This is a genomic window from Halalkalibacter sp. HAAS-P014 (assembly GCF_056619965.1).
On sequence record NZ_JBWQTV010000010.1, the window covers coordinates 117,639 to 138,563 of the forward strand.

21 protein-coding genes are annotated in these 20,925 nt (G+C 38.1%); 7 read left to right on the forward strand and 14 right to left on the reverse strand.

The annotated features are described in order from the left end of the window. Positions 1 to 20: 20 nt before the first annotated feature. From AC1FXZ_RS08135 to AC1FXZ_RS08180, 10 genes are all read right to left on the reverse strand, one after another. Positions 21 to 2,066: an O-antigen ligase family protein gene (locus tag AC1FXZ_RS08135; RefSeq protein ID WP_480052413.1), complete on the reverse strand. Its 2,046-nt coding sequence runs from the start codon at positions 2,064 to 2,066 to the stop codon at positions 21 to 23. Positions 2,067 to 2,281: 215 nt separating this feature from the next. Continuing rightward, positions 2,282 to 3,922 (reverse strand): transglycosylase domain-containing protein, encoded by a 1,641-nt coding sequence (locus AC1FXZ_RS08140; RefSeq protein ID WP_480052415.1) that lies wholly within the window; start codon positions 3,920 to 3,922, stop codon positions 2,282 to 2,284. A 273-nt stretch (positions 3,923 to 4,195) separates the two neighbouring features. Continuing rightward, positions 4,196 to 4,483: a hypothetical protein gene (locus AC1FXZ_RS08145; protein WP_480052417.1), complete on the reverse strand. Its 288-nt coding sequence runs from the start codon at positions 4,481 to 4,483 to the stop codon at positions 4,196 to 4,198. A 151-nt stretch (positions 4,484 to 4,634) separates the two neighbouring features. Continuing rightward, positions 4,635 to 5,981, reverse strand: coding sequence for a flagellin N-terminal helical domain-containing protein (locus tag AC1FXZ_RS08150; RefSeq protein WP_480052419.1), 1,347 nt, complete (start codon positions 5,979 to 5,981; stop codon positions 4,635 to 4,637). Positions 5,982 to 6,109: 128 nt separating this feature from the next. Next, positions 6,110 to 7,129 carry a potassium channel family protein gene (locus tag AC1FXZ_RS08155; RefSeq protein WP_480052421.1) on the reverse strand — a complete coding sequence of 340 codons (1,020 nt, stop codon included), beginning with the start codon at positions 7,127 to 7,129 and terminating at the stop codon, positions 6,110 to 6,112. 109 nt (positions 7,130 to 7,238) lie between these two features. Continuing rightward, positions 7,239 to 8,480 carry a glutathionylspermidine synthase family protein gene (locus AC1FXZ_RS08160; protein ID WP_480052423.1) on the reverse strand — a complete coding sequence of 414 codons (1,242 nt, stop codon included), beginning with the start codon at positions 8,478 to 8,480 and terminating at the stop codon, positions 7,239 to 7,241. Between the two features lie 72 nt (positions 8,481 to 8,552). After that, on the reverse strand, positions 8,553 to 8,870 hold the full coding sequence (locus tag AC1FXZ_RS08165) for a hypothetical protein (protein WP_480052425.1): 318 nt from the start codon (positions 8,868 to 8,870) through the stop codon (positions 8,553 to 8,555). Positions 8,871 to 8,881: 11 nt separating this feature from the next. Beyond that, positions 8,882 to 9,298, reverse strand: a complete 417-nt coding sequence (locus AC1FXZ_RS08170) for a DUF350 domain-containing protein (RefSeq protein WP_480052427.1) — start codon at positions 9,296 to 9,298, stop codon at positions 8,882 to 8,884. Then, positions 9,289 to 10,539, reverse strand: coding sequence for a glutathionylspermidine synthase family protein (locus AC1FXZ_RS08175; protein ID WP_480052429.1), 1,251 nt, complete (start codon positions 10,537 to 10,539; stop codon positions 9,289 to 9,291). Before AC1FXZ_RS08175 ends, AC1FXZ_RS08170 begins: the two co-directional genes overlap by 10 nt. After that, positions 10,532 to 11,011: a hypothetical protein gene (locus tag AC1FXZ_RS08180; RefSeq protein WP_480052431.1), complete on the reverse strand. Its 480-nt coding sequence runs from the start codon at positions 11,009 to 11,011 to the stop codon at positions 10,532 to 10,534. The genes AC1FXZ_RS08175 and AC1FXZ_RS08180 overlap by 8 nt, the downstream gene beginning before the upstream one ends. Positions 11,012 to 11,249: 238 nt before the next feature. On the opposite strand from AC1FXZ_RS08180, the gene AC1FXZ_RS08185 reads away from it, so the two are divergent. Both AC1FXZ_RS08185 and AC1FXZ_RS08190 read left to right on the forward strand, forming a co-directional pair. After that, positions 11,250 to 11,906 carry a GGDEF domain-containing protein gene (locus tag AC1FXZ_RS08185; protein ID WP_480052433.1) on the forward strand — a complete coding sequence of 219 codons (657 nt, stop codon included), beginning with the start codon at positions 11,250 to 11,252 and terminating at the stop codon, positions 11,904 to 11,906. 158 nt (positions 11,907 to 12,064) lie between these two features. Beyond that, on the forward strand, positions 12,065 to 12,454 hold the full coding sequence (locus AC1FXZ_RS08190) for a hypothetical protein (RefSeq protein ID WP_480052435.1): 390 nt from the start codon (positions 12,065 to 12,067) through the stop codon (positions 12,452 to 12,454). Between the two features lie 50 nt (positions 12,455 to 12,504). Here the strand turns inward: AC1FXZ_RS08190 and AC1FXZ_RS08195 are convergent, their stop codons facing one another. After that, entirely contained in the window at positions 12,505 to 12,759 is a 255-nt protein-coding gene (locus AC1FXZ_RS08195; RefSeq protein ID WP_480052437.1) for a hypothetical protein, read from the reverse strand. A gap of 454 nt (positions 12,760 to 13,213) precedes the next feature. Here AC1FXZ_RS08195 and AC1FXZ_RS08200 point away from each other — a divergent pair, with 454 nt between their 5' ends. Together AC1FXZ_RS08200 and AC1FXZ_RS08205 are read left to right on the forward strand one after the other, a co-directional pair. Beyond that, a complete protein-coding gene (locus AC1FXZ_RS08200; RefSeq protein ID WP_480052439.1) occupies positions 13,214 to 14,818 on the forward strand; it encodes a hypothetical protein in 1,605 nt (534 codons plus the stop codon). 92 nt (positions 14,819 to 14,910) lie between these two features. Next, positions 14,911 to 15,069 carry a hypothetical protein gene (locus tag AC1FXZ_RS08205; protein WP_480052441.1) on the forward strand — a complete coding sequence of 53 codons (159 nt, stop codon included), beginning with the start codon at positions 14,911 to 14,913 and terminating at the stop codon, positions 15,067 to 15,069. Positions 15,070 to 15,088: 19 nt separating this feature from the next. Here AC1FXZ_RS08205 and AC1FXZ_RS08210 read toward each other — a convergent pair whose 3' ends face one another. Then, entirely contained in the window at positions 15,089 to 15,313 is a 225-nt protein-coding gene (locus AC1FXZ_RS08210; RefSeq protein WP_480052590.1) for a hypothetical protein, read from the reverse strand. A gap of 225 nt (positions 15,314 to 15,538) precedes the next feature. On the opposite strand from AC1FXZ_RS08210, the gene AC1FXZ_RS08215 reads away from it, so the two are divergent. Both AC1FXZ_RS08215 and AC1FXZ_RS08220 read left to right on the forward strand, forming a co-directional pair. Beyond that, the gene (locus AC1FXZ_RS08215) at positions 15,539 to 16,309 is read left to right on the forward strand and encodes an SGNH/GDSL hydrolase family protein (RefSeq protein ID WP_480052443.1); all 771 of its coding nucleotides are present in this window, start codon (positions 15,539 to 15,541) and stop codon (positions 16,307 to 16,309) included. Positions 16,310 to 16,393: 84 nt separating this feature from the next. Next, positions 16,394 to 16,774 carry a dicarboxylate/amino acid:cation symporter gene (locus AC1FXZ_RS08220; protein WP_480052445.1) on the forward strand — a complete coding sequence of 127 codons (381 nt, stop codon included), beginning with the start codon at positions 16,394 to 16,396 and terminating at the stop codon, positions 16,772 to 16,774. On the opposite strand, the gene AC1FXZ_RS08225 is transcribed toward AC1FXZ_RS08220, so the two are convergent. Continuing rightward, a complete protein-coding gene (locus tag AC1FXZ_RS08225) occupies positions 16,771 to 17,220 on the reverse strand; it encodes an efflux RND transporter permease subunit (protein ID WP_480052447.1) in 450 nt (149 codons plus the stop codon). The genes AC1FXZ_RS08220 and AC1FXZ_RS08225 overlap by 4 nt on opposite strands. Positions 17,221 to 17,687: 467 nt before the next feature. Here AC1FXZ_RS08225 and AC1FXZ_RS08230 point away from each other — a divergent pair, with 467 nt between their 5' ends. Next, entirely contained in the window at positions 17,688 to 19,118 is a 1,431-nt protein-coding gene (locus AC1FXZ_RS08230) for an alanine/glycine:cation symporter family protein (RefSeq protein WP_480052449.1), read from the forward strand. A 396-nt stretch (positions 19,119 to 19,514) separates the two neighbouring features. Here the strand turns inward: AC1FXZ_RS08230 and AC1FXZ_RS08235 are convergent, their stop codons facing one another. After that, complete coding sequence (locus tag AC1FXZ_RS08235; RefSeq protein ID WP_480052451.1) at positions 19,515 to 20,690, reverse strand: KamA family radical SAM protein; 1,176 nt, start codon at positions 20,688 to 20,690, stop codon at positions 19,515 to 19,517. Positions 20,691 to 20,925 lie beyond the last annotated feature (235 nt).

The window sequence follows — 20,925 nt, forward strand, 5'->3', positions numbered from 1 at the left end:
TAATTACTAGTAATTTTTTCTTAGTATTTTGTTTCTGAATCCCTTATTTTTAAGTCTAATTGATCAGGATCATTGACATACCCCTCTATTATCAAGTTTACATCTTCTTCCTCTCCTAAATCAGATAATGCTGCTATCGCTTTAATAACTAGCTCTTCGCTGTCATTACCATACTCATGTACAAGACCCACAATCTCTTTATGCCATCCCTTTATATGATAAAATCTAAGCATTTCTTCTAGAGCTTCATTACTCATTTCAAACTCCCGGCTATTATGAGCATCCCCAATTGGATTTTCCTCAACTAGTTTGACATTGGTTTTATACGTTTCAAAGATCATTTCGGGTAACTCAGAGTAGGTCACGTTACCTCTGTTATCATCAAAATTATCTTTTGTTGTTAGAAATATGGAAACATTCAATGCTTGTTTATATAAATCTTGATGAAACTTATCAATATTGAGCCCACGTAAATAATAGTCTAACGCTCTTTCTGTCTCCCCCACCTGCTCTAACATCAATCCTGCTCGATATAGAACATTTGAATTATTAGGCTCTAACTTTGCAATCGTTTCACTAATATCGACTACACGCACTTTAAACTCATCTGTGTACTGATTATGGTTATGAAGTTGGACATTAGCATCTCCTAGCAAATACCAATATTTAAGATTGTTTTTGTTATACGTTACTGCTTTAGTGACTATTTCATGCCGTTCAAATAAAGAATTTATGACCCTAGCATTGTTATATTCTTGTTCTGCTAGATTGAAACGATAAGAAATAATAAAACAGAAAATTACTACTATCAAAAATCCATATAGTCCATACTTTTGGTATTTTGGTAAAACTGGTTCAGATTTTGCACTAGATTTTTCGTTTGTTTGTTCAACCAACCCCATTACAAACATCCAAAAAATGATTAGCCAAATGGTCCCATACGACATATTAAAATCCATAAAGCTATGTGAGAAGATCGTGACGGTTCCAACGATTACAGCAATAAAGGTTGAGCGATCTCCGGCTCTTAAATAGTTTTGAAAAATCATAAAATAGAGATATCCGAAGAGCACCAAAAAAGTAATTAATCCGAACCAACCAATATCAACAATCCACTCTAAAAAGCCATTGTGAATTTTATTGGACTGGATTGGTAGCTGTTGATATTTATAAGAAAGGGAAGACCACGCTTCACCACCAAAACCGATTAAAGGAGAATCTTTACTAATTTCGATCGCATCTTGCATAAACAAATAGCGTTCTCTTGCTGATGAATTTTCCACTTCAATAGATGTTACTCTTTCTTGCATTGCTTCTGGTAATTGTTTATATACTAAGCCTTCATTTGTTAGGTCTAAATACCCTAAGAGCCCAACAAATAGAAAAGCAACTGGTAAAATGTATTGATAATATGCTTTATTTGTAAGCACACTCCATTTTTCACGATAACGTCTGCTGATATGATCTACTACTTCAATTAAGAATGAAACTAGCACACTTACCAGTAGTAAGGTGAGTAAGCCTGGATACTGCGAGACAATTGTTGGCTCTGCTTCAATTAATCTCGTAACTAGAAGAGCTCCAAGTAACGAGAATATAGTAAATAATACATAACGAATCTGTTCAAAAGGCTTTAGTAAAATCAATCCAAGTAACCATGTAAAAGGCAAGATGACATACATACCACGAGAATAGGACTCAATAAAGCAAACCATATACACAACTAACGGTAGTGAATACATTAAGGATGCTGTAAATTTCTCCTTTTCTTTCGTCAACATGATTAATGTAAATAAGAAAAATACCGCCATCAGTAATCCGTATGTATTCGGATATTGCAGCACACCCGAAAAGCGCTCTTGAATAATTGATTTATGAAATTCTATTAACTGGTAGTGAACAAGGATCATGTGAATAGCCAACCATAGACCCGTTACTTGAAACACAATCGGCAAAAGCTTTCTAATTTTGGGACTTAGACTAGACCAATACAACAATATAAAGAAGGCAACGTAAGTGGTCCAACGGATAAACGAGTCCCAGGCACCTTGAGGGTTTTGCGCCATAAAAAGTGAAACCAAATAACACAATGGAAATATGACGAAAAGAGCTACATTTTTTAATGAATACAGCTCTTTTGTGACTATCAGGCGAATCACTAACATAATAAACAAACTGCATATAAATAATGAAACACTATAAAAATCGTAAGAAAAATACAATCCTCTGAAATAAGGAGTTATAATGAATAAAATTGACAACATGAGAAAAATAAACCAATTCATTCGATTTCACCTCTCTTTCTAATAGATTGATAGGATTCTTCAAAGACATTACGAAAGATCCTCCCGGCAAACTGACTTAGTACTAAACGAGTCCCAGGGGAAACTTCATCTGGACCAATCCAAATGGAAGCTACGTAGTTCTCGTCAAAGCCGACAAACCAACCATCAAAAGATGTTGTACCGGTTTTCCCAGCTATAAGCTCTGTATCAAACCATGCCGTACTTCCTGTTCCCTTTTTAACGACTTCCTCGAGTAGTTTTGTCATGATTTTAGCCGTTTCAGTTTCGATCATTTTCTTCTGTTTTGGTTTGCGTTGATCGATTGAACGACCAATTGATTTTTTCACTTCATGAATTGCCGCTAACTCGATCATCTTCCCTTTATTCGGAAAAACAGTATACGCTTGCGCCATCGCTAAAGGCGATGTACCAACGCTTGTATACCCTAGTGCGTTACGATATCCATCGTTTATGTCAATGGCAAATAAGTCATAATTTAGAACTGCCTCAATACCTGTCTGATAGCCAATCTGGTGCAACAACCATACAGCCGGTACATTATACGACTCAATAAATGCTTCTTTTAACGAAACTTCACCTCTAAAAGAGCGATCTGCATTTTGAGGTGTATAATCGCCAAACGTCATAGGTTGGTCAACTAAGAGGCTTTCTGGTTTCCAACCTGCCTCTATCGCTGGTGCAAATGCGATTAACGGTTTGAAAGAAGAGGCTGGCTGTCTTGTTGTTTGTGTTGCACGGTTAAAGGGGGTGTCTAAAAAATTTCTGCCTCCTATCAAACCAAGTATGGCACCAGTTTCATGGTCAGCGATAACCATTGCGCCTTCTACAAAGATATCAGTTGTTTCGGGAAATAATTCATCCTCCATAAACGCATGGAAAAGCACTTGCTGCAAGTCTAAATCTATATTCGTATAAATTTCATACCCTTTGCGAAAGTATTCCTCTTCCTCAAATCCTTGCTCTCTTATTTCTTCTATTACGTAATCAATATAGGAGTGAATGGCAGTGCCTTGATGATAGAGAGAGTCATGGAAATCAGCAACCTCGCTATCTCTTTCATTTTTGTTTGTATGTACATAATTCTCTTCACTGATCTCATGGAAAAATACTGTAAACTGTTCTAATAATGGCTTGAAATGTAAATGCTCTGCTTTATAAAGTAGGAAAGCAGCTTCTAATTCTGTTAAATCTTTTATATTTTTTTGAAAATAATAACTCGATGCATTGTTTAGCCCTACTAGTCCGTGACCAACATATACATGATTAATAAAGATAATCTCCAACTCTTCAGGGGTTTTAGAACGCAAAAAATAACGTGAGAGAAGACGTTTCAACGGGTTATCGGGGTATAACATTTTAGGCAAAGATTCTAATTTGTTATTTTCCATCAAGTATTTTGAAATTATTTCTGGGATGTCACCTTTTTCAAAAGACTCATGGGGTACGAGACTTACTTCATCCCTATCGTATAGTAATGTTCGTTTAGGCATTTCTATATTATTCTTAACGGAAATAACATTTGCAGTAAAAGTAATCCCAAGTAATAAAATAACAGAAGAAACTAAGGCGAGGATAAGTATCTTATTAATTTTTTTCTTTTTGAAAATTAGTTTCATGATTCAAAGCTCCTAGGTGTAATTGGAAAAACACTACAAAAAGTTCCATATTTTTCATTTCCACCTAAGTATACATTATGACATTTGACCTATACAATACAAAATTAAATATCTTAGTTGAAAAAAGACGACAAAATAGGGTTGTCCCATAGGTATAAATCCCTTAGAACAACCCAAAACAAGGAGCACTTCTTCTCTCGACGAATAGCGAAAAAGCCAGTGGCCCCATATTATTCACCTTTTGAGAACAGCTCATTATCAAACATATATTACTCACAGTGTTTCCATTACCTTCTTCTCCAACACCGCCAAAATCGCTTCGATTTCATTTAACTTTGGACCATTCAACTCCTTGAATTGTTCAAGCTCTTTACGATATTGTTCAACGTTCTTTTCAGCTGTCTCTGAAATTGTTGCGCGCTGGTCCGGGCTAATTTCTTGGGTAATATTCCAGACCATTTCGCTCTTTAGTAACCGTCCTTCGATAATAGCTTGACGTCTAAGAAGCTCTTCCTTTTCCGCTTCAAGACTTTCTTTCCACGCTTTTAGTTCATTGTCCATCGTAGTCCTCCTTTACACTTCCTTTGGTTTGCTTCTTTTTTCAACATCTATTTATAACTTCAAATGGACTATGTATAATGTCCATTTCCCTTGTTTATAAGAACTGAAACATGCATGTTAATTGGACATCAGAACAATCGAGGCTAGAAATCTATTGCAACAGTTGCAAAACTCCTTGTGGCAATTGGTTCGCTTGGGCCAACATCGCCGTAGCTGATTGATTAAGGATATTACGTCTCGTGTATTCAGTCATTTCAACTGCCATGTCTACATCTCTTATACGAGATTCAGCTGAAGATAGATTTACATGATAATTTGATACATTGCTATGAATATGCTGCAGTGCATTTTCATAGGAGCCCCATTTTGAACGTTCAGATGAGATCGTTGCTATCGCTGCATCTAATTTTTTAATAGCTTCATGAGCATCTGAAACAGTTATCATTGATAGATCTCCTACTCCTATAGTTGAAGCCCTAGCATCTGTTAAGATTAGTTCTAGAAGTTGGCCTTCATTGGCTCCCGTTTGGATTTGCAATGGTAAATCTGTTACTGTCTCGGTTGTTGTAACTTCTTCCCAGGTTGTAATTTCAGTCTCGTATGTTTCTTCTGTTATTTCTGTGTCATGAATTAAGTAATTTGAGGTGAGGTTGAATGTCGTTGCAAATTCACCGTGATCGTGTCTTATTTCGATATACCACCTGCCACTTATAGGATTTTCAAACGTCATTTTTTCATCGCTTGCAGCGTATCCGTTATAGGACGCCATTGTTGAAGACGTGTTTTGATTATCTGTTATTGAGACAGATGAGTTTAAAAAGTCACTGTTATAGCCAAAAACCTCACCATTTGGGCTTACAATATTCATATCAGGCCAGTATGCTCCTGACTCCGTACCAAAAAAGGCTTCTACTTCTAATAAAGGTGGATCAGGGTCTTCCGGTATTTCGATGTAGCCAGCCGTTACTCTATTGGCAATTCCCGGTTCAACTGTCACAATTTTATTCATAGTTGGAGTTGTCTGTGTGATCGTTTCTGTTACGGGTACCAACTCGGTTGTCGTAATTTCCTTTGTAAGTCCCGTACTATTTAGCAGATGTATACCGTTAAAAGTAGTTGAATTGGCAGTACGGTCAATTTCACTTGTTAATTGTTCTATTTCCTTTTGGATAGCTTGTCTATCTTCAATTGTTAAAGTATCATTGCTTGCTTGAACGGCCAGCTCCCTCATTCGGTGAAGCATATTATGTATTTCTTGGAGTCCTCCTTCTGCCGTTTGAATAAGTGATACGCCGTCTAAAATATTTCGATCTGCTTGTGATAAGCCTCGAATTTGCGACCTCATTTTTTCAGAGATGGCCAATCCAGCTGCGTCATCTGCTGCACGGTTGATGCGTAGTCCAGAAGAGAGCTTCTCCATTGTTTTACCTGCTCGAAAGCTATTTTGCTGCAATTTATTCAAAGAGTTTAACGCCATAACATTTTGATTTATTTTCAAAGATTTTCACACCCATAAGTTTTTATATCTTATATATCGGTATATTAGTCCCAGGTTTTAACTTTTTTTGTAGGGGTCTGACCCCTCTTTATGACAGTAACGCATAAAAGAGGGGTCTGACCCCCACTCTACTTCTCAATTTTCTCATAAGTTTCCCGGTTACAAATGATGTAAAGAACTGCTTCATTTGGGATCTTTTCATTTAGCCGACGATTAATATCTAATAAATTTCGATCTGCTATCAATGTTGCCCCTTGTACGAGCAAATCTTGAAATGCATCATTATAGGTTGTCCACTCCTCTTTTTTAGAGATTTTATACAAATCTTCACCATGCTGCCGACTAATAAGCTGGGAGTATACTTGACTGACCCCTTTGTATAGGGCAGAACGTACAGCTAGCCTTGAGATTGTCTCCTGTGATAGGATGAATTCATCTACTTGCACGTGAGAAAAGTTGGAGATGTTCTTTTCTGCCATCACTTCAACAGTCGTATGTACATCAGGAGCTAAGCGTTCAACTGTAATTGCCACAAGTAAGGACTTTGCATCCCTTAAAGAGGGATCTTGAATAGAGTCATCCGAAAAAACTATGACAGCACTAGCCTTTGATAGATTCGCTTTTTCATATGGTTCTTCTGTTGTTGGGTCCCCTTGTACATAATGAATGCGGGTATTATTTATTAATTCAGTTGGTGCCTTAGGCAATGTATCAATGACAACAACTTCTATATCCTCATCGGAATCAAGTATTTCTTGTAATGCCGATTCTGACTTCTTATCCCAGCCAATAATCACAACATGTCGCTCTTTCATATAACTCATCCGTCCTTCCTCTCTCATCTTTCTAAAAAGCGTAAAAGAATCAACAATCTTCCCGATTACGACCCCAAGTAAGCCTATTCCTATTAAAAACATAAACACAGAATAGATTTTCGCTGGAATCGTTACAGGTGAGTAATCTCCATAACCAACAGTTGTGAACGTTGTCATGACGAAATAAAAGGTATTTACTAAGCTCTCAAAATTATCAGGTTCGAGAACATACATAACAACTGTACTTAATAAAATGAATAGCGCAGTGGTCAAAAATAACGTAACATTTCGCATTTTTATTAAACCAAGACTAATTTTCAAGAAAAAATACATGATTCCCCCCTAATTAAAAGATCAGCACCCACTCTTTATCACTGTAAAGAGCCACCCAAGGGACTGTCCCCTCTTTACTCCTACAACGCACAAAAGAGGGGTCTGACCCCTACCCTGTGGTGTATGCAACAAACATTGATAAGTTCCCTGTAATAAGGCCACCGACTCGGAAAAACAGCCCGCTCGGTTGACCATTAATGACGTGGGAGCCAATCAGTAACTTGCCTGTATACGGTCCGTCCCACGTATCAATTGTTTGATCTGGCATTGAAAAGTATTCTTGGTAAACAGTAGCTTGATCCTGATAGTAGTCTACATCTTCTTCCAACACCGAGCCTCCAGACACAACCTGAATCCCTCCACCTTCACGGCCAAGTACAGGCTTTTTCACATATGAAGTCATGTTCCCAACTGAATCGTACGTTGGCAAAAAGTACTTCTCTATCGCCGCTTGTTCAATTCTCGTATACCATTGATCTTTCTTCTCCCAAATCAATGAGAGAATTGCTTTTGATTGCATTAAAAGTGCAGATGGAGGATTAATCACTTTCACTTTATCGTTCATTAAATGCACGATAAAGCGCTCTCCAATTTGCTCACCGGTCGCGCTTTTTTCATTTAGAAAATACTCTAGTGGATAAAGCCGATACAAAAAGTCAATTTTCTCTCCTTCTGGTGTCCTGACATCCTCTTCTCCGACAACGATATCCTCAAGTGGTATGTACTGCGCCTGCTGTGGATACAAATCCATTAAATATCTAACTGTTTGTTTATCCTCGTCATGCCAATCCGCACATGTAAAATACAATGTATCCGTACTAGCAATATTGTAATCACGAATCACTTGATTCCATGCATTACGGATTTTTCCGTCCATTTGAATATTCGGATTCGCTCTTTGATGTTCCCTACAGAGCACATCTTGAGCGATCGCAGCTTCTACTAACCCGACTGGTGTATCCGTATTGCCCTCAATTACTTTTAACCCTTGCGCTGACGCAATGAAATCATAGCGACAAAAATAAGAAAACAACTGCTTACCTTCAGCTAGCAGCAAATCCCATAAGAAAACAGAAATTCCAAGTTTATGGATAATAGAACGATCTTTTCCTATTTGCTCATATGTCTTTTGAAAAATATCATTTACAGCTCGCGATGCATCTTCTACTTCACGGACAAGTGAAGATGGAATAACCAAAAGAGAATCGCTCATATACTGATTGTCTTCGTAATTCTCATATAATGAAGCCCAAGTAAAACCTCGCTCCGATACTTTACGCTCAAGTTCTAGCCAGCGTTTTAAATATCGATCGGGGTCAAACGGCTCTGTAAGTGATTTATAGGGAAGCACGTTTGTAGCAACCTCCTTGAATAAAATTAAGTTATTCATCTTTTCAGTTTTAGGATCGGTTTTTCAGCAAGTTTAGTTCGGTTTCCGGCTGGATTCTAATGTTTTCCGATCACTTCTCTTCGGATTCCGGCCGGTTCTCTTATGATTCCGGCCATCCTCTTTTTTTTCGGCTGGCTCACCAGCTTTTCCGGCCACTCTTCTCTTGATTTCAGCCGGTTCTCCTGTTATTCCGGCACTTTCTCTTTTTCCGTCCGAAACTCCCTTGATTCCGGCCACTCTCATCCGGTTTCCGGCCAAGTCAACGGCTTTTCCGGCTACCCCTCCTGTTTTTCCAGCCATCCACCTCTTGATTCCGGCCAGTTCATAAGTTTTTCCGGCCGAAACTCTCACGCCCCCACGTTCTAGTAGCTTATCGTAGCCGCGACAATCATCCCGACTAATATCGAAACACCACCAAGTAACAAACCAACGGCAACATTGCCCTTTTCTACTTCTTTTGCCAGATTGGTCCCCCTTGTTAGTACGTACTCAATAACGATGTGGAGTACGATTTGGATAATGATCGCGATCGCTGCCCAAATCATCAAGTCAATTAAATTAATAGAATGGCGAATTGCCGATTGTAGTACGACAACTAGCCCGGCCATTTTTCCGAGTAATTTCAGCGTCACAGCTGTATTGCCATTTTTGATCTGTTCTCGTTCTGAGTACGGTGACGTTAATTTAAAAATGTATGTCCCAATTACGAATAACACAAGTGAGACGGCAAGGTAAATAATAAAGTGATCAAATGTCTGTAAATAAAATGTTAAGTCCATTCATGTACTCCTTTCACCCCACAAGGTAAAAAATAAGAGAGGTTATCGGTTATTTGTGCTCCTGCCCGGATGCCAAACGCACTCGGTTTTTCATTTACGATGAAACTTCCTATTAATAAATGAGCTTCCTCTAATCCTTTTTCTGTTTGAATCTTGGTAGTGGGTAGCTCAACAAACTGTTGAAAAACTTTAACGTATCGCTCATACGATTTTGCTTTTTGTGAAAAAAGTATTTCTCCGTCTCTTCGTACTTCTATAGTATCTCCTTCTCGACCAAAGGCCGGTTTTGACACATATGTCATTCCTGTTTCAAGAAACGGTTCTTCATCTAGGTAAGTTGGCAAAAAGTAACGACTGATCATTTCATGTTCATGTTCTGAGAAGATTGGGTGGCGCTGTTCATGCATCCCCCAAATTGCTGCCATTACTGCTTTTGATTGCATTAAAAACGCGGAGGCTGGATTTAGCATTCCTACTTTCTTTTCAGCAACAAGGTTCATAAATTCTATGCCGATTGGAAACTGATCATCTGCCACGTCTTCTACTAACGCTTCAAGTGGATATGTATGCCGATAAACAACATCAATTCTGTTACCTGACTGATCAAATACGCCAACACCATCAATGACTTGGAGGTGACTAAGTGCTACAAACTTCGCCCCTTTAATTTGAGCAATTCCCATTAAGTACATCATTGTTTCGTGGTCTTCAATATCATCTTCATGGGCTGTAAAGACAACATAGGGATGATCTTTTATATCCATTGCACGCGCACAGTGAAATACACTGTTACGAATCGATTTCGCTAAATAATCTTCTTCGGATGAATTCGGGTTCTCCATACGAAACTCATCGCATACAAGTCCATTTACTTCGAAGAGTTCTCGTATAAATGTAGGCGTATCGGAGTTGAATTCAATTAACTTTAGTCCATGATCAGACTTAACAAAATCAAATCGCCCAATTACGGTTTCATATGGCAAGTTCATCATTCGTAAAAACGGTAATGCTTTTGCGGGGAACCCTAAGTCAAGGAACGTTTCATCAGGCGCATTTCGTATAATGGCGTTACCCTTTTTATAAATCGAATACACCTCATTAGTTGCGCGTCGAATCTCATCCGTTAGCTCTTGCTTAATAGGGAGACAATCATATAATGCGTATTCCATCCCATACAAACGGTCCCAAAATTGTGGAATCGATGCATAAAAGGTATCACGCTTTTGCTTCCAGTTATCCACCAAACACACCGCCACCGCCCATACCAGAGCGAGGGTTGGTTGCTCGGTTGGGACTTCTTTGTTCATTTTGATCTTGACGTGGCTGATTAACATTTTGATCTGTGCGACCATCTGTAGCCGGCTGCCTTACTTGGCCCCCCCCGGCACCTCCACCAGCCATCGCTCTACCTGCCATAAAAGCTGCAATCGTTGGAAACCAACTGCCACCATAATAATAATGACCAAAGTTTTCATTGCCCTCTTCTACACATTGATAGCCTTCTGCTTCTTCATCCCACGTCCACGTATCACAATCGGCTTCCTCAGGTGAAGGTGGCCCTGCATCAGGTTGGACATTGTGCTCTGGTTCTGGCTCTGCCGGTACCGAAAACAACTCTTCCTGCACACCCGGTGCACAAGCGGTCAACCCTAATAGCGCGACGCTTGAACTAACCATGCCTTTTAGCAATTTATCCGTCTTTGGTTTCTTCATCTCAACACCTCCTGTATTACATACGAACGCTTCCTAGATTGGTTTCAACTTCACTTAAATTCTATCAGTATGAACAAGAACTGCAAGCAACGAACAATTTTTGTGCAGTCTTTTTCATTCTCTCCTGATTTCGTTAATAATCTAACAAAATGTCTCTCATTATTGACTATATTACACAAGAACCTATGTTACAATAGCACCGGTTTATTATTTTTAATGTGAAAATGAGGTCATTTAAGTGGGTTATAGAGGAAGATTTTTTTCAATTGGAGTAGTTATTTTATTTAATATCCTTCGTTATGTTTATTATCATCAATATTTAGGGCTTCGATTTGAAAGCAATTTTTTTATTTTAACAGCTATTTTTTTAACAATCGCATGGTGGTGTGGGTTACAGTATGATAAGGCAAAATATTATTCAGAAAAAGATCCACTTACAGGTATATACAACCGGCGCACCATTCTTCGCTCCTTTGACAAACTTGCTTCTAGCTGTAAAAAAAATCAGAAAAACCTAGGCGTAATCCTGATTGATCTTGATCATTTCAAAGAAGTGAACGACACTTACGGGCATCAAAAAGGCGATGAATTATTACAACAAGTTTCGGTTGTGTTAAAAAGGATTTCAAAAAAAGATGATTTTGTCGCTAGATGGGGCGGAGATGAATTTGTCATCCTTTCTCCTCTTAAAGAAGGCGATTTTGAATCCGATTACAAACAACTTCTTCAAAGAGAATTAACCAAAATTGATCTATTTCAAAACTCTTTTTTTGGAGCATCAATCGGCTTCGCTCTCCACTCTGTACATGGAGAAACGTTTGAACAGTTAATACAACAAGCAGATCGCTCCATGTATCGTATAAAAAAAGAAAAAGAGCGTTTCTACTCTAGATAGGTAGAAACGCTCTTTTGTGTCATTCCTTTTGAAGCAGGACAATTTCCTCCTCTCGAAAAAATCAGAAAAATCAAAATCGGTTTCAAAAAGCAACATAATTCGCAACAGGTTAGTACTATACTTATAGTATATACTCACATTTCATGGAGGGGATTCGTTTGGAGAAACGATTTTATCCTAAAGCAAGTGAGCTAAAACCCATTAGCGCTTATGCCAAAATTGAAAAGGTTGGTCATGAAATTATTAATTCGAACAAAACAATTGTAAATGTCATTCAAGTTAGTTCAGACGGTTTAACGTTATCGACCGATCTAGATTTCCCTTTACTTGAAGGTATACCTATTACACTAAAAATTAGCATCTTTTCACAATGTACCTTTACAGGTGAAATTGTTTCAAAAGAGTTTAAGAACGACCAGTATTACTATCATCTATGTGCCGACGCTTATAATTTACTTTTTCATAGAACGTTCTTCCACATGCCCACGCGTGACTTAAACGTTCCTTTAGCTGACTTAATAGCACTGACAGAGTTGAAGATTTCTTAATTTATTAGTAGTTAAAGAAAAATGAGGTTCTCTTCTTTAACTACTTTTTATTATACTGCCATTTTCTCTTCGCATTTTCCCATCATTACTTCTAATAGGTCTTGTCCCTCTAATGGCGTCCATGGAACTTTAATCCCCTTGCCTGGAGCAACCGCCATTCCACGATATTCTTTGTCATCATTTGTAGCAATGTAAATATCCCAGCTCCATGTATCTAGTTTTTTTCGGTATTCTTCCTTAGCACGTTGTTCAATTTCAGCTAAATAATAATTTTTAATTTTGTACCCCTTAAGATTATTTGTCATAACAGTCACTCCTCCTCAGTTAGATAATTTCACATTTCTATTGTTTGTATAAGATTTCTTTGTTTTGTTAATTATAAGAATAGTACAAAAATTAATCTATGAAAAGAGTTTACGTCAGATAATTTGACATACAAAAACATGTGAATAGAAAATTGCCACCTTTTGCTGTTACTAATAGCAAGATTCGAGCTCCTTCTATTTATATCGCGCCTTTTAATTTATGCATATCTTACATATGATAAGGTGGACATCCTACGTATCTTGTTTTAGAGCGTTCTGCTACTCCCAAATTCGTTCATGTTTATAAACATTGATTCCGGGAATATTGTCGATGAATTCTCAAAACTATTTGTAAAAGTCAGCAGGAAATTTGAGCCTTTATTTGGTAATTCTCTAGAGAGATATTTTTATAAATAATTCTAGAAAAATATAAACTTAAGAGGGGGGAGCAAATATGAAACAATCAATGATATCAGCTGTTACTTTATTTTTTATTGTCTCACTTTTAACAGGATGTGGAACAGCACCTGAACAAGTACTGGCTAGTAGTAACGGTAATGACGCTGAATTAGTTCAACACTTTAACCAACCTGTGGAAGAGTCAACAGAGCCTGAAGGCGATCAGCATCCTGAAAATGGTTCAACAACGTTAAAACTCGATTACTTGGTCGAAAATAGTACATTCTCTTTTGCGATGAGAGATGAAAATAACCAATTGTTCAATATACATATTTACGCTCCTGATGAAGAGATTTCACAGTTAGATGCGTCTTCCTTTCAAGGATCAGAAGGAGAAACGATCTTCTCTGGTTTCTATCAAATATATGTAGCTGAAGAAGGCAAAAATTACGCGATTAAACAAGATCATATTTCGTTGTTTCAAACAGAAGAAGGTTCCCCTCTCATTTTTAATGAAGGCGAAGAAATGGCTTACATACCAACCAATAAAAATGGACAAGATCTGTTAGCCATTTATCAAAAGGTTTCAAGCGATCAAAACAGTTTGCAACTTTTCGCTCTTGCTGATGGGGTTCTAGAGCCAGTATTAGCTGAAGGAGACTTACTGTATACTATCGATGGCGAATTTCGTAATGTTGAGGGCTCCTATTATCAAAATGTTGAGTATGTAGATCAAGATTCGGAACGTGGATTTGGTTGGATATTTAATACATGGGAATTCGATGAGAAACAACTTACTTTAAATCTTATAAATCAAACGATCTATAATGATGACACTTTCTATGACGGCTTGAATAACGGGAAACAACTGTATGAAAAGTGGCGCGATCAATCGTCTTATGCGTTTCCTTATCCCTATATCTCTGTTAGTGATGATTGGTTAGATCAAGCTAAAGATGGGCGATTTCCAACTGTCGAGTTTGCTGTTGGCACGAAGTTGCAGCAAGTATTAGAACAAAAAGGTGAGCCTGATGCTATTACGGACTGGTTAGGGGGAGCTGAAACATATTTTTATGACAATATCGGTTATGCCGTACCTTTTAGCGATGAGGAGATCATTACAACACTTTTCATTCCAGGGGCACTTATCGACGGCGATAGTAACTTCGTCTTACAGACACTTGGTGAACCTGATGAACAATTTGTCGATGAACAATATGATGATGTTGAAGTTTTGGTTTACCATGCTGGGGATTACGATTTACAAGTTGAAAAAAATCATCGCGATGAAATCCTCAATGTGTTAGTAACGAAAAATCATGAGGATTCTCGAGAACCAACGGAAAGTTCCACTTCTGATTGGAGTGGTGAATGGGAGATTTCTCCTGACTCTGGTGTAAATGGAACACTCACAATTTCTAATGAAGATCAAGAAGGGTTTCATTTTGAGATTTACGTTTCCACTACTCATGTTGGACATATTGAAGGATATGCAATCAAAGACGGAAATAAAGCGATCCAAGCCGAAGATGAACTTGGTTGCCAAATGACTTTGATTAAGGAAGAAAATACAATTACCACGATGGAAGGCCCTGACTGCTCGGGCTGGAGTGGTGTAGGAATTGACTTAAATCATACATTTGTAAAAAAGCTCAGCTGAGGCTGAGCTTTTTTGGGGTCAGACCCCATTTATTATTTTCATGTATATTTCCAAATATATGAAGCAAACTATCCAAAAAAAGGAGTGAAATGATGGACACGTTATTTAGTAAGGCTTATAAAATAGTTGGCAACATTGATACTAAAGGCTATCTGTTCGATAAAAGTCTGAAATGGATCACCTTTATCCAAAATAACAGTTCGTATTCTTCTTCTTGTCATTGGGTAGGGACTGTTATTGGATTGGTATAGGGTTACATCGGTACAATTTTTATACGGACGATAAAAAGTTCCTCTCTTGGCTGAATTTCGAGAGGAACTTTTTGATTTGTGGTACATCTACTACTGTCGTTTCTCTACCAATAACAAAATAAATGTTGCAACCGGCCCTAGTAGAAGGGATAGTAAGAACCAGTTTAAGCCCGTGCGATTCTTTCCTTGCAAGTCCTGCATTAATCAATGCTAATGTTCCCCATCCAACAAAATAAGTATCCACTACAAGTCCTCCCCTTCTTTATAACAAAATTCTCTTTTCATATATACTCACCTTCTCCATTCTCAACTAAAATAGCAACATTTGTCGCAAAAAACTTATCATTTACTGACATGTTTCGGCTTACTTCCTTTTTCATTGTTGCTATAGTTCTACCATGGAAATAATTAACCTGATAGATTCATTCTACATTCTATTAGGAACTTGATTAAAGGTGGTTTTAAGTCTATGAAAAAATTTCTGTTTTTTGCCGTTATTATAGCAAGTATCTCTTTTGTTGTTTTCGGTCATTTTTATTACCAAAATAAATTAAACGCGATTGCACAAGAGTCGCAGTTACAAATGATGCCAGCATCGAATGAGAACGAGGAAGAAGAAGTTATTCATGAAACGCGAGAGCTTGGTGGAATCATTGAAGAGCTATCAAATGAAAAAGAAGAGGATGATGATATACAGCTCACTATATTCGGCTCAAATACCTTATCCAATGTCGATGATGCCGACTCGCTTCCCCATCTACTTGCAGCAGAAATACAACCTCTATTACCGAATAATGAGCTTGAATTAAGCGTTGTTGATGTGGACCGTGCAACATCGGATGAAGTAAACGAAAATGAGTATTTTGACACGATATTAGAAAATGAACCTGACCTTTTATTGATTGAGCCTTTTCTTTTAAATGATTTTAAAGAGGATACTTTTGAAGATTCATTAGATCATATTGAAGACATTCTAGATATATTACATGGAGAACTTGACGATACGACGATTGTCATTATTCCATCCATCCCCATTAAGACAGATGATAAAGACTATGTAGAACTAATAGCTGAACTGAAAGATTGGACAAGTGAAGAAGAATATCTCTACGCTGATCACTGGTCAATCTGGCCCGATCCAGAAGAAGACGATTTTTCTCTCTATGTAAACGATCAATTGCCTACCAAAGAAGGCCACCTTCTGTGGGCAGAATACATGATTGGCTACCTATTAGAATAAAAGGTAACTCCTGACCTCCTACTTTCTCTAATAGAGGTCAGGTGTTTTAATTCATAGTTGGCAGATACGAATTAAATAATTAACATGAAAGTCATGGATGGTGGTGCCATCTTTCAAGGGGTTGCTGTTATTTTCATCGCTCAATTTTATGGATACGAACTAACTCTGATGCAATTTGCAATCGTCATGATTACGGCGACTCTCTTTCAATGGAGCAGCTGGTGTTCCTGGTCCGGACTAATTATGCTCGTGATGGTCTTAACGGCTGTTGGCTTGCCGATTGAAGGTGTAGCGTTAGTTGCTGCGATCGACCGGATTCTTTATATGTTCCGGACAGCGACAAATATTCTAGGTGATGCAACTGCCTCTGTTGTCGTCGATCGTTCAGAGAAAAAAATGAAGAAAAAGTTGCTGCTTAAACTCAGCTATAAAGGCCCCTCATCTATGAGGGGCCTTTGTTGTTAATTTTCTAATGTCTCCATTCCTGCGTTTGGTTTCTGTTGTTTTTTCTTAAATAGCCGTTTCATTCCGTTGCCGATATCGTCAAATAACATATATACAGCCGGAATCAATAATAACGTAATCAATGTCGAGAATAACAGGCCAGAGATGACAACCGTCGCGAGTGGTGCTTGGTAGTTGCTTGCAACCCCTGTCGAAATGGCTAGTGGCAGCATTCCACCGATGGTCGTTAGTGTTGTCATAAAAATCGGACGGATCCGGTTTTTCCCCGCTTCAATAACTGCTTCATGAACAGACTTTTCTTCAAGGCGTAATTGATTCGTGCGATCAATGAGGAGTATTGCGTTATTTAACACGATCCCGATCAGCATTATTACCCCCATTCCTGACATGACACTTAGCTCTCTTTGCGTAACTAACAGCCTGATAATCACCCCTGTAACCGTCATTGGGATAATTAACTATACTTTCCGTCTCAACATAAATCGGTGTCGAGTCAACATTTTGCAGCTGGCCGATCTGTTGTTTTGATGACTGGGCATAGATGGCGTCAAAAATTTGCATTGCCGTTAAGCCGTCTTCTTTGATCTCGTCTTCCTTTAATACAATAAGCTGTTCTTCCACTTGCTTATCGGACGTAATCGAAGTAGCTTTCCAGAAAATAAAAGTAATTCCCAGAAAAATTATGTATTTATGGGAGCTACTTTCGGAAGTTGGTAGCCCTCACCATCTCGAGGAGAAGAACTCAATTGCTTACCACACTACATTAACGCGTTAACTTGCTAATAAGGGGTCTGACCCCAAACATATAAAATGATAGACTTTTCTTCTTTCTTCTTAATATAATAGAATAGTTAATCGCTCATTGTTTTGAGCTTGCATGAAGTCAGCAAGAATACACAGAGGAGAGAAGTTTATGACATCATTGATTGAAAGCGTCGTTTCGGTTGGAAACGATATTCTTTGGAGCTACTTGTTAATTGCCTTGCTCATTTTAGCCGGAGTTTATTTCACGGTTGCATCTCGCTTTGTTCAGTTTAGATACATTGGTGAAATGTTCCGTCTACTTACGGATAAAGATACTGTAAAAACTGAAAAAAAGAAAATATCTAGTTTCCAAGCTTTTTGCATTAGTACGGGTTCAAGGGTAGGAACTGGTAACCTAGCAGGGGTTGCTTCAGCTATTGCTCTTGGAGGTCCTGGAGCGATTTTTTGGATGTGGCTCATTGCCCTCTTAGGTTCTGCAACTGCATTTATCGAGAGTACGCTTGCGCAAATCTATAAAGTGAAAGACGGAGAAGGGTTTCGTGGTGGTCCTGCTTATTATATGGAAAAAGCTTTAAACAAGAGATATCTTGGAATTATCTTCGCCATTTTAATTACATTTTGCTTTGGACTTGTTTTTAACTCGGTTCAATCAAATACAATCTCCTTAGCTATGAATGGTGCCTTTAATATTAGTACGTCCGTTGTCGCGATCTTCCTTGCAATTTTAACTGCTGTTGTTATTTTCGGTGGGGTACAACGTGTAGCTAAGGTTACATCGACTGTTGTACCAATTATGGCCCTTATTTATTTAGGCGTTGCTTTCATCGTCATTATCATGAACATTCCAGCAATCCCAAGCATGTTCATTCTAATTTTCGAAAGCGCATTTGGCATTGAGCAAGCTGTCGGTGGTAGTGTCGGCGCAGCCTTAATGATGGGAATTAAGCGTGGTCTTTTCTCCAATGAAGCTGGTATGGGTAGTGCGCCAAACGCAGCGGCGACTGCACATGTTAGTCATCCCGCAAAACAAGGATTGATTCAAGCTTTCGGTGTATTTGTTGATACATTACTTATTTGTAGTGCAACTGGTTTTATCATCTTACTATCAGGAGACTTTACTTCTGGAGCTATCGGAATTGAACTTACTCAAAATGCCCTCGCCGCCCAAATAGGGGAATGGGCTAGCATCTTTATTGCGATTGCTATTTTCTTGTTTGCATTTAGTTCAATTATCGGGAACTACTATTATGGTGAAACAAATATCGAATTTATTAAAAAAAGCAAAACATCTATCTTTATCTATCGTTTAGCTGCTGTCGGTATGGTCTTCTTCGGAGCAACAGCCGAATTTGCACTCGTATGGGATATGGCTGACTTTACGATGGGACTCATGGCCTTAATGAATATTATTGTTATCTTTTTCTTAGGTAAAATTGCCATTGCTGCCCTTTCAGATTACAGCAAGCAACGTAAAGAAGGGAAAAACCCTGTCTTCTATGCTGATTCCATCCCTAATCTGAAAAATGTTGAACATTGGCAGAAAGAAGAAGATGTAAAGAAAGCAGTCATAAATAAGTAACCTTGTTTTACAGCATCTTATTTTTAAACAGGCACGAATTTCTTCATGAGAGATTTGTGCCTGTTCTTTTGATACTGATAGATTATCGAAGTTAAGCACGAGTGTCCTTTCACAGTTTCAATGTTACGTACCAATAGCTATCCCCATAACCCCAATAAGAATTCCGGCAACTGCACCTATTATCAACGATCTTACACGGATAAAATCAATCATCATTCTGCCCCCTTTTAAATCGTAAGTTTATTGTTATACTTCCGACTATAGGGTCTATTCAGAAAATAGTAAACAGCATTAAGCTTATTGGATAGCTTTACCGATTTATAGCGTCCCTTAAAAAAGCAGGGATACAAATAACAATTATTTGCTCCCTACTCTTAATTTCTTCAAGTTACATCCTTAGACCTGCACTATACGCTTTTTCTTCTGTGGCATATCTGGAAGTTCATTTACTGAGACAACTTCTTCTGTTTTTTTCTTTGGCGCATTCCAGTACTGTTCATTGCCTGGAAGGTCATCAAACCACGCAGCACCCTCTGGACAGTCTAGCACCATGAATTTACCGTAATTATTATCTCTTGATTGATGGTATTTCAAATATGCCTTGCCATCTTCAATCGCTAAAATTTCAATTTTTCCAGACGTATGACTCATTGATAAACGAACTCGTTTCCCTAAGCCTGACGTTTTTGCCTTTGCTTTTTCAACAATTTGATACGCTTCTTCTAATGAAAGAACAAAGTCATTATTGCCCGCTACTGGACGGTTGATGAAGAAGTAATATGGTGTCACACCTGCCCAAGATAATTTATCAAGTAATTCAGCTAATACATCTGAATCATCATTAATCCCTTTTAGCACTGGTGTTTGATTCACAACTATTGCTCCGGCATCATGCAACGCTTTAAACGCACGTTTTGCCTCAGTTGTGATTTCAACTGGGTGGTTAATATGCGCCATAATGTAAATGCGATTATCTGGCGTTGAGTATTCTTTAATTAACTCCAGCAATGCTTCATCCTCATAAATACGCATCGGATTAAAAACTGGAAGCTTCGACCCAATACGAATAATTTTCACGTGGTCAATTTCACGCAAACGCTCAATAATCATACGTAACTTCTTCGTTGCTAGAATAAGAGGATCTCCTCCCGTTAAGAGGACATTGTTGATTTCCGGTGTGTTTGCTATGTACTCAAGGCCAGGTTCCACATCAGACATCGCTTCTTTTACATCGTTACGGAAAAGACGCTTACGGAAGCAATAACGACAATACGCACCACACACCTCAGAGCAAATTAATAATGCGGTCGTTGAGTACTTGTGCTGACAGCCAGGTACAGCATAGTTCGTGTCTTCATCTGATGCATCCCATCTACCGTATTCCTTTAACTCACCTTCATTCGGAATAACTAATTTATATATTGGATCATTTTCCGGGTCTTCCCAATTAATTAAATTCAAATAATAGTCATTGACACGGAAAACATACTTCTCTGTAATTTTCTTTAAAATTTCTTTTTTATCTTCTGGTATTTGATCAATCTTATCAATATTCGTGATATATTTCGGCATGTGTAGATACCCTCCATCTCAGATAGATTTTGAAGTGTCTTAACTATGAAACTAGCACGCTTTTAAGTTCTAAAAACCAGCCTACCATTTACCATAACAACTAAAAAACCCCTTTGTCAAACGGCTTCATTGTTTTAAAAAGGAAATTACAGCTAAAATCAGCATGCAATTTCCCACGTTTATTATACTGTATCCTTCTTTATATGAGGCGTGTGTATCCGTTTACAATAAAGCT

Bases quoted from the DNA above. Each gene is read 5' to 3' on its own strand.
- AC1FXZ_RS08135 (WP_480052413.1), bottom strand. From the start codon at position 2,066: ATGGCGCAAAACCCTCAAGGTGCCTGGGACTCGTTTATCCGTTGGACC.
- AC1FXZ_RS08140 (WP_480052415.1), bottom strand. From the start codon at position 3,922: ATGAAACTAATTTTCAAAAAGAAAAAAATTAATAAGATACTTATCCTC.
- AC1FXZ_RS08145 (WP_480052417.1), bottom strand. From the start codon at position 4,483: ATGGACAATGAACTAAAAGCGTGGAAAGAAAGTCTTGAAGCGGAAAAG.
- AC1FXZ_RS08155 (WP_480052421.1), bottom strand. From the start codon at position 7,129: ATGTATTTTTTCTTGAAAATTAGTCTTGGTTTAATAAAAATGCGAAAT.
- AC1FXZ_RS08170 (WP_480052427.1), bottom strand. From the start codon at position 9,298: ATGGACTTAACATTTTATTTACAGACATTTGATCACTTTATTATTTAC.
- AC1FXZ_RS08180 (WP_480052431.1), bottom strand. From the start codon at position 11,011: ATGAAGAAACCAAAGACGGATAAATTGCTAAAAGGCATGGTTAGTTCA.
- AC1FXZ_RS08195 (WP_480052437.1), bottom strand. From the start codon at position 12,759: ATGACAAATAATCTTAAGGGGTACAAAATTAAAAATTATTATTTAGCT.
- AC1FXZ_RS08200 (WP_480052439.1), top strand. From the start codon at position 13,214: ATGAAACAATCAATGATATCAGCTGTTACTTTATTTTTTATTGTCTCA.
- AC1FXZ_RS08205 (WP_480052441.1), top strand. From the start codon at position 14,911: ATGGACACGTTATTTAGTAAGGCTTATAAAATAGTTGGCAACATTGAT.
- AC1FXZ_RS08215 (WP_480052443.1), top strand. From the start codon at position 15,539: ATGAAAAAATTTCTGTTTTTTGCCGTTATTATAGCAAGTATCTCTTTT.
- AC1FXZ_RS08220 (WP_480052445.1), top strand. From the start codon at position 16,394: ATGAAAGTCATGGATGGTGGTGCCATCTTTCAAGGGGTTGCTGTTATT.
- AC1FXZ_RS08225 (WP_480052447.1), bottom strand. From the start codon at position 17,220: ATGACGGTTACAGGGGTGATTATCAGGCTGTTAGTTACGCAAAGAGAG.
- AC1FXZ_RS08230 (WP_480052449.1), top strand. From the start codon at position 17,688: ATGACATCATTGATTGAAAGCGTCGTTTCGGTTGGAAACGATATTCTT.
- AC1FXZ_RS08235 (WP_480052451.1), bottom strand. From the start codon at position 20,690: ATGCCGAAATATATCACGAATATTGATAAGATTGATCAAATACCAGAA.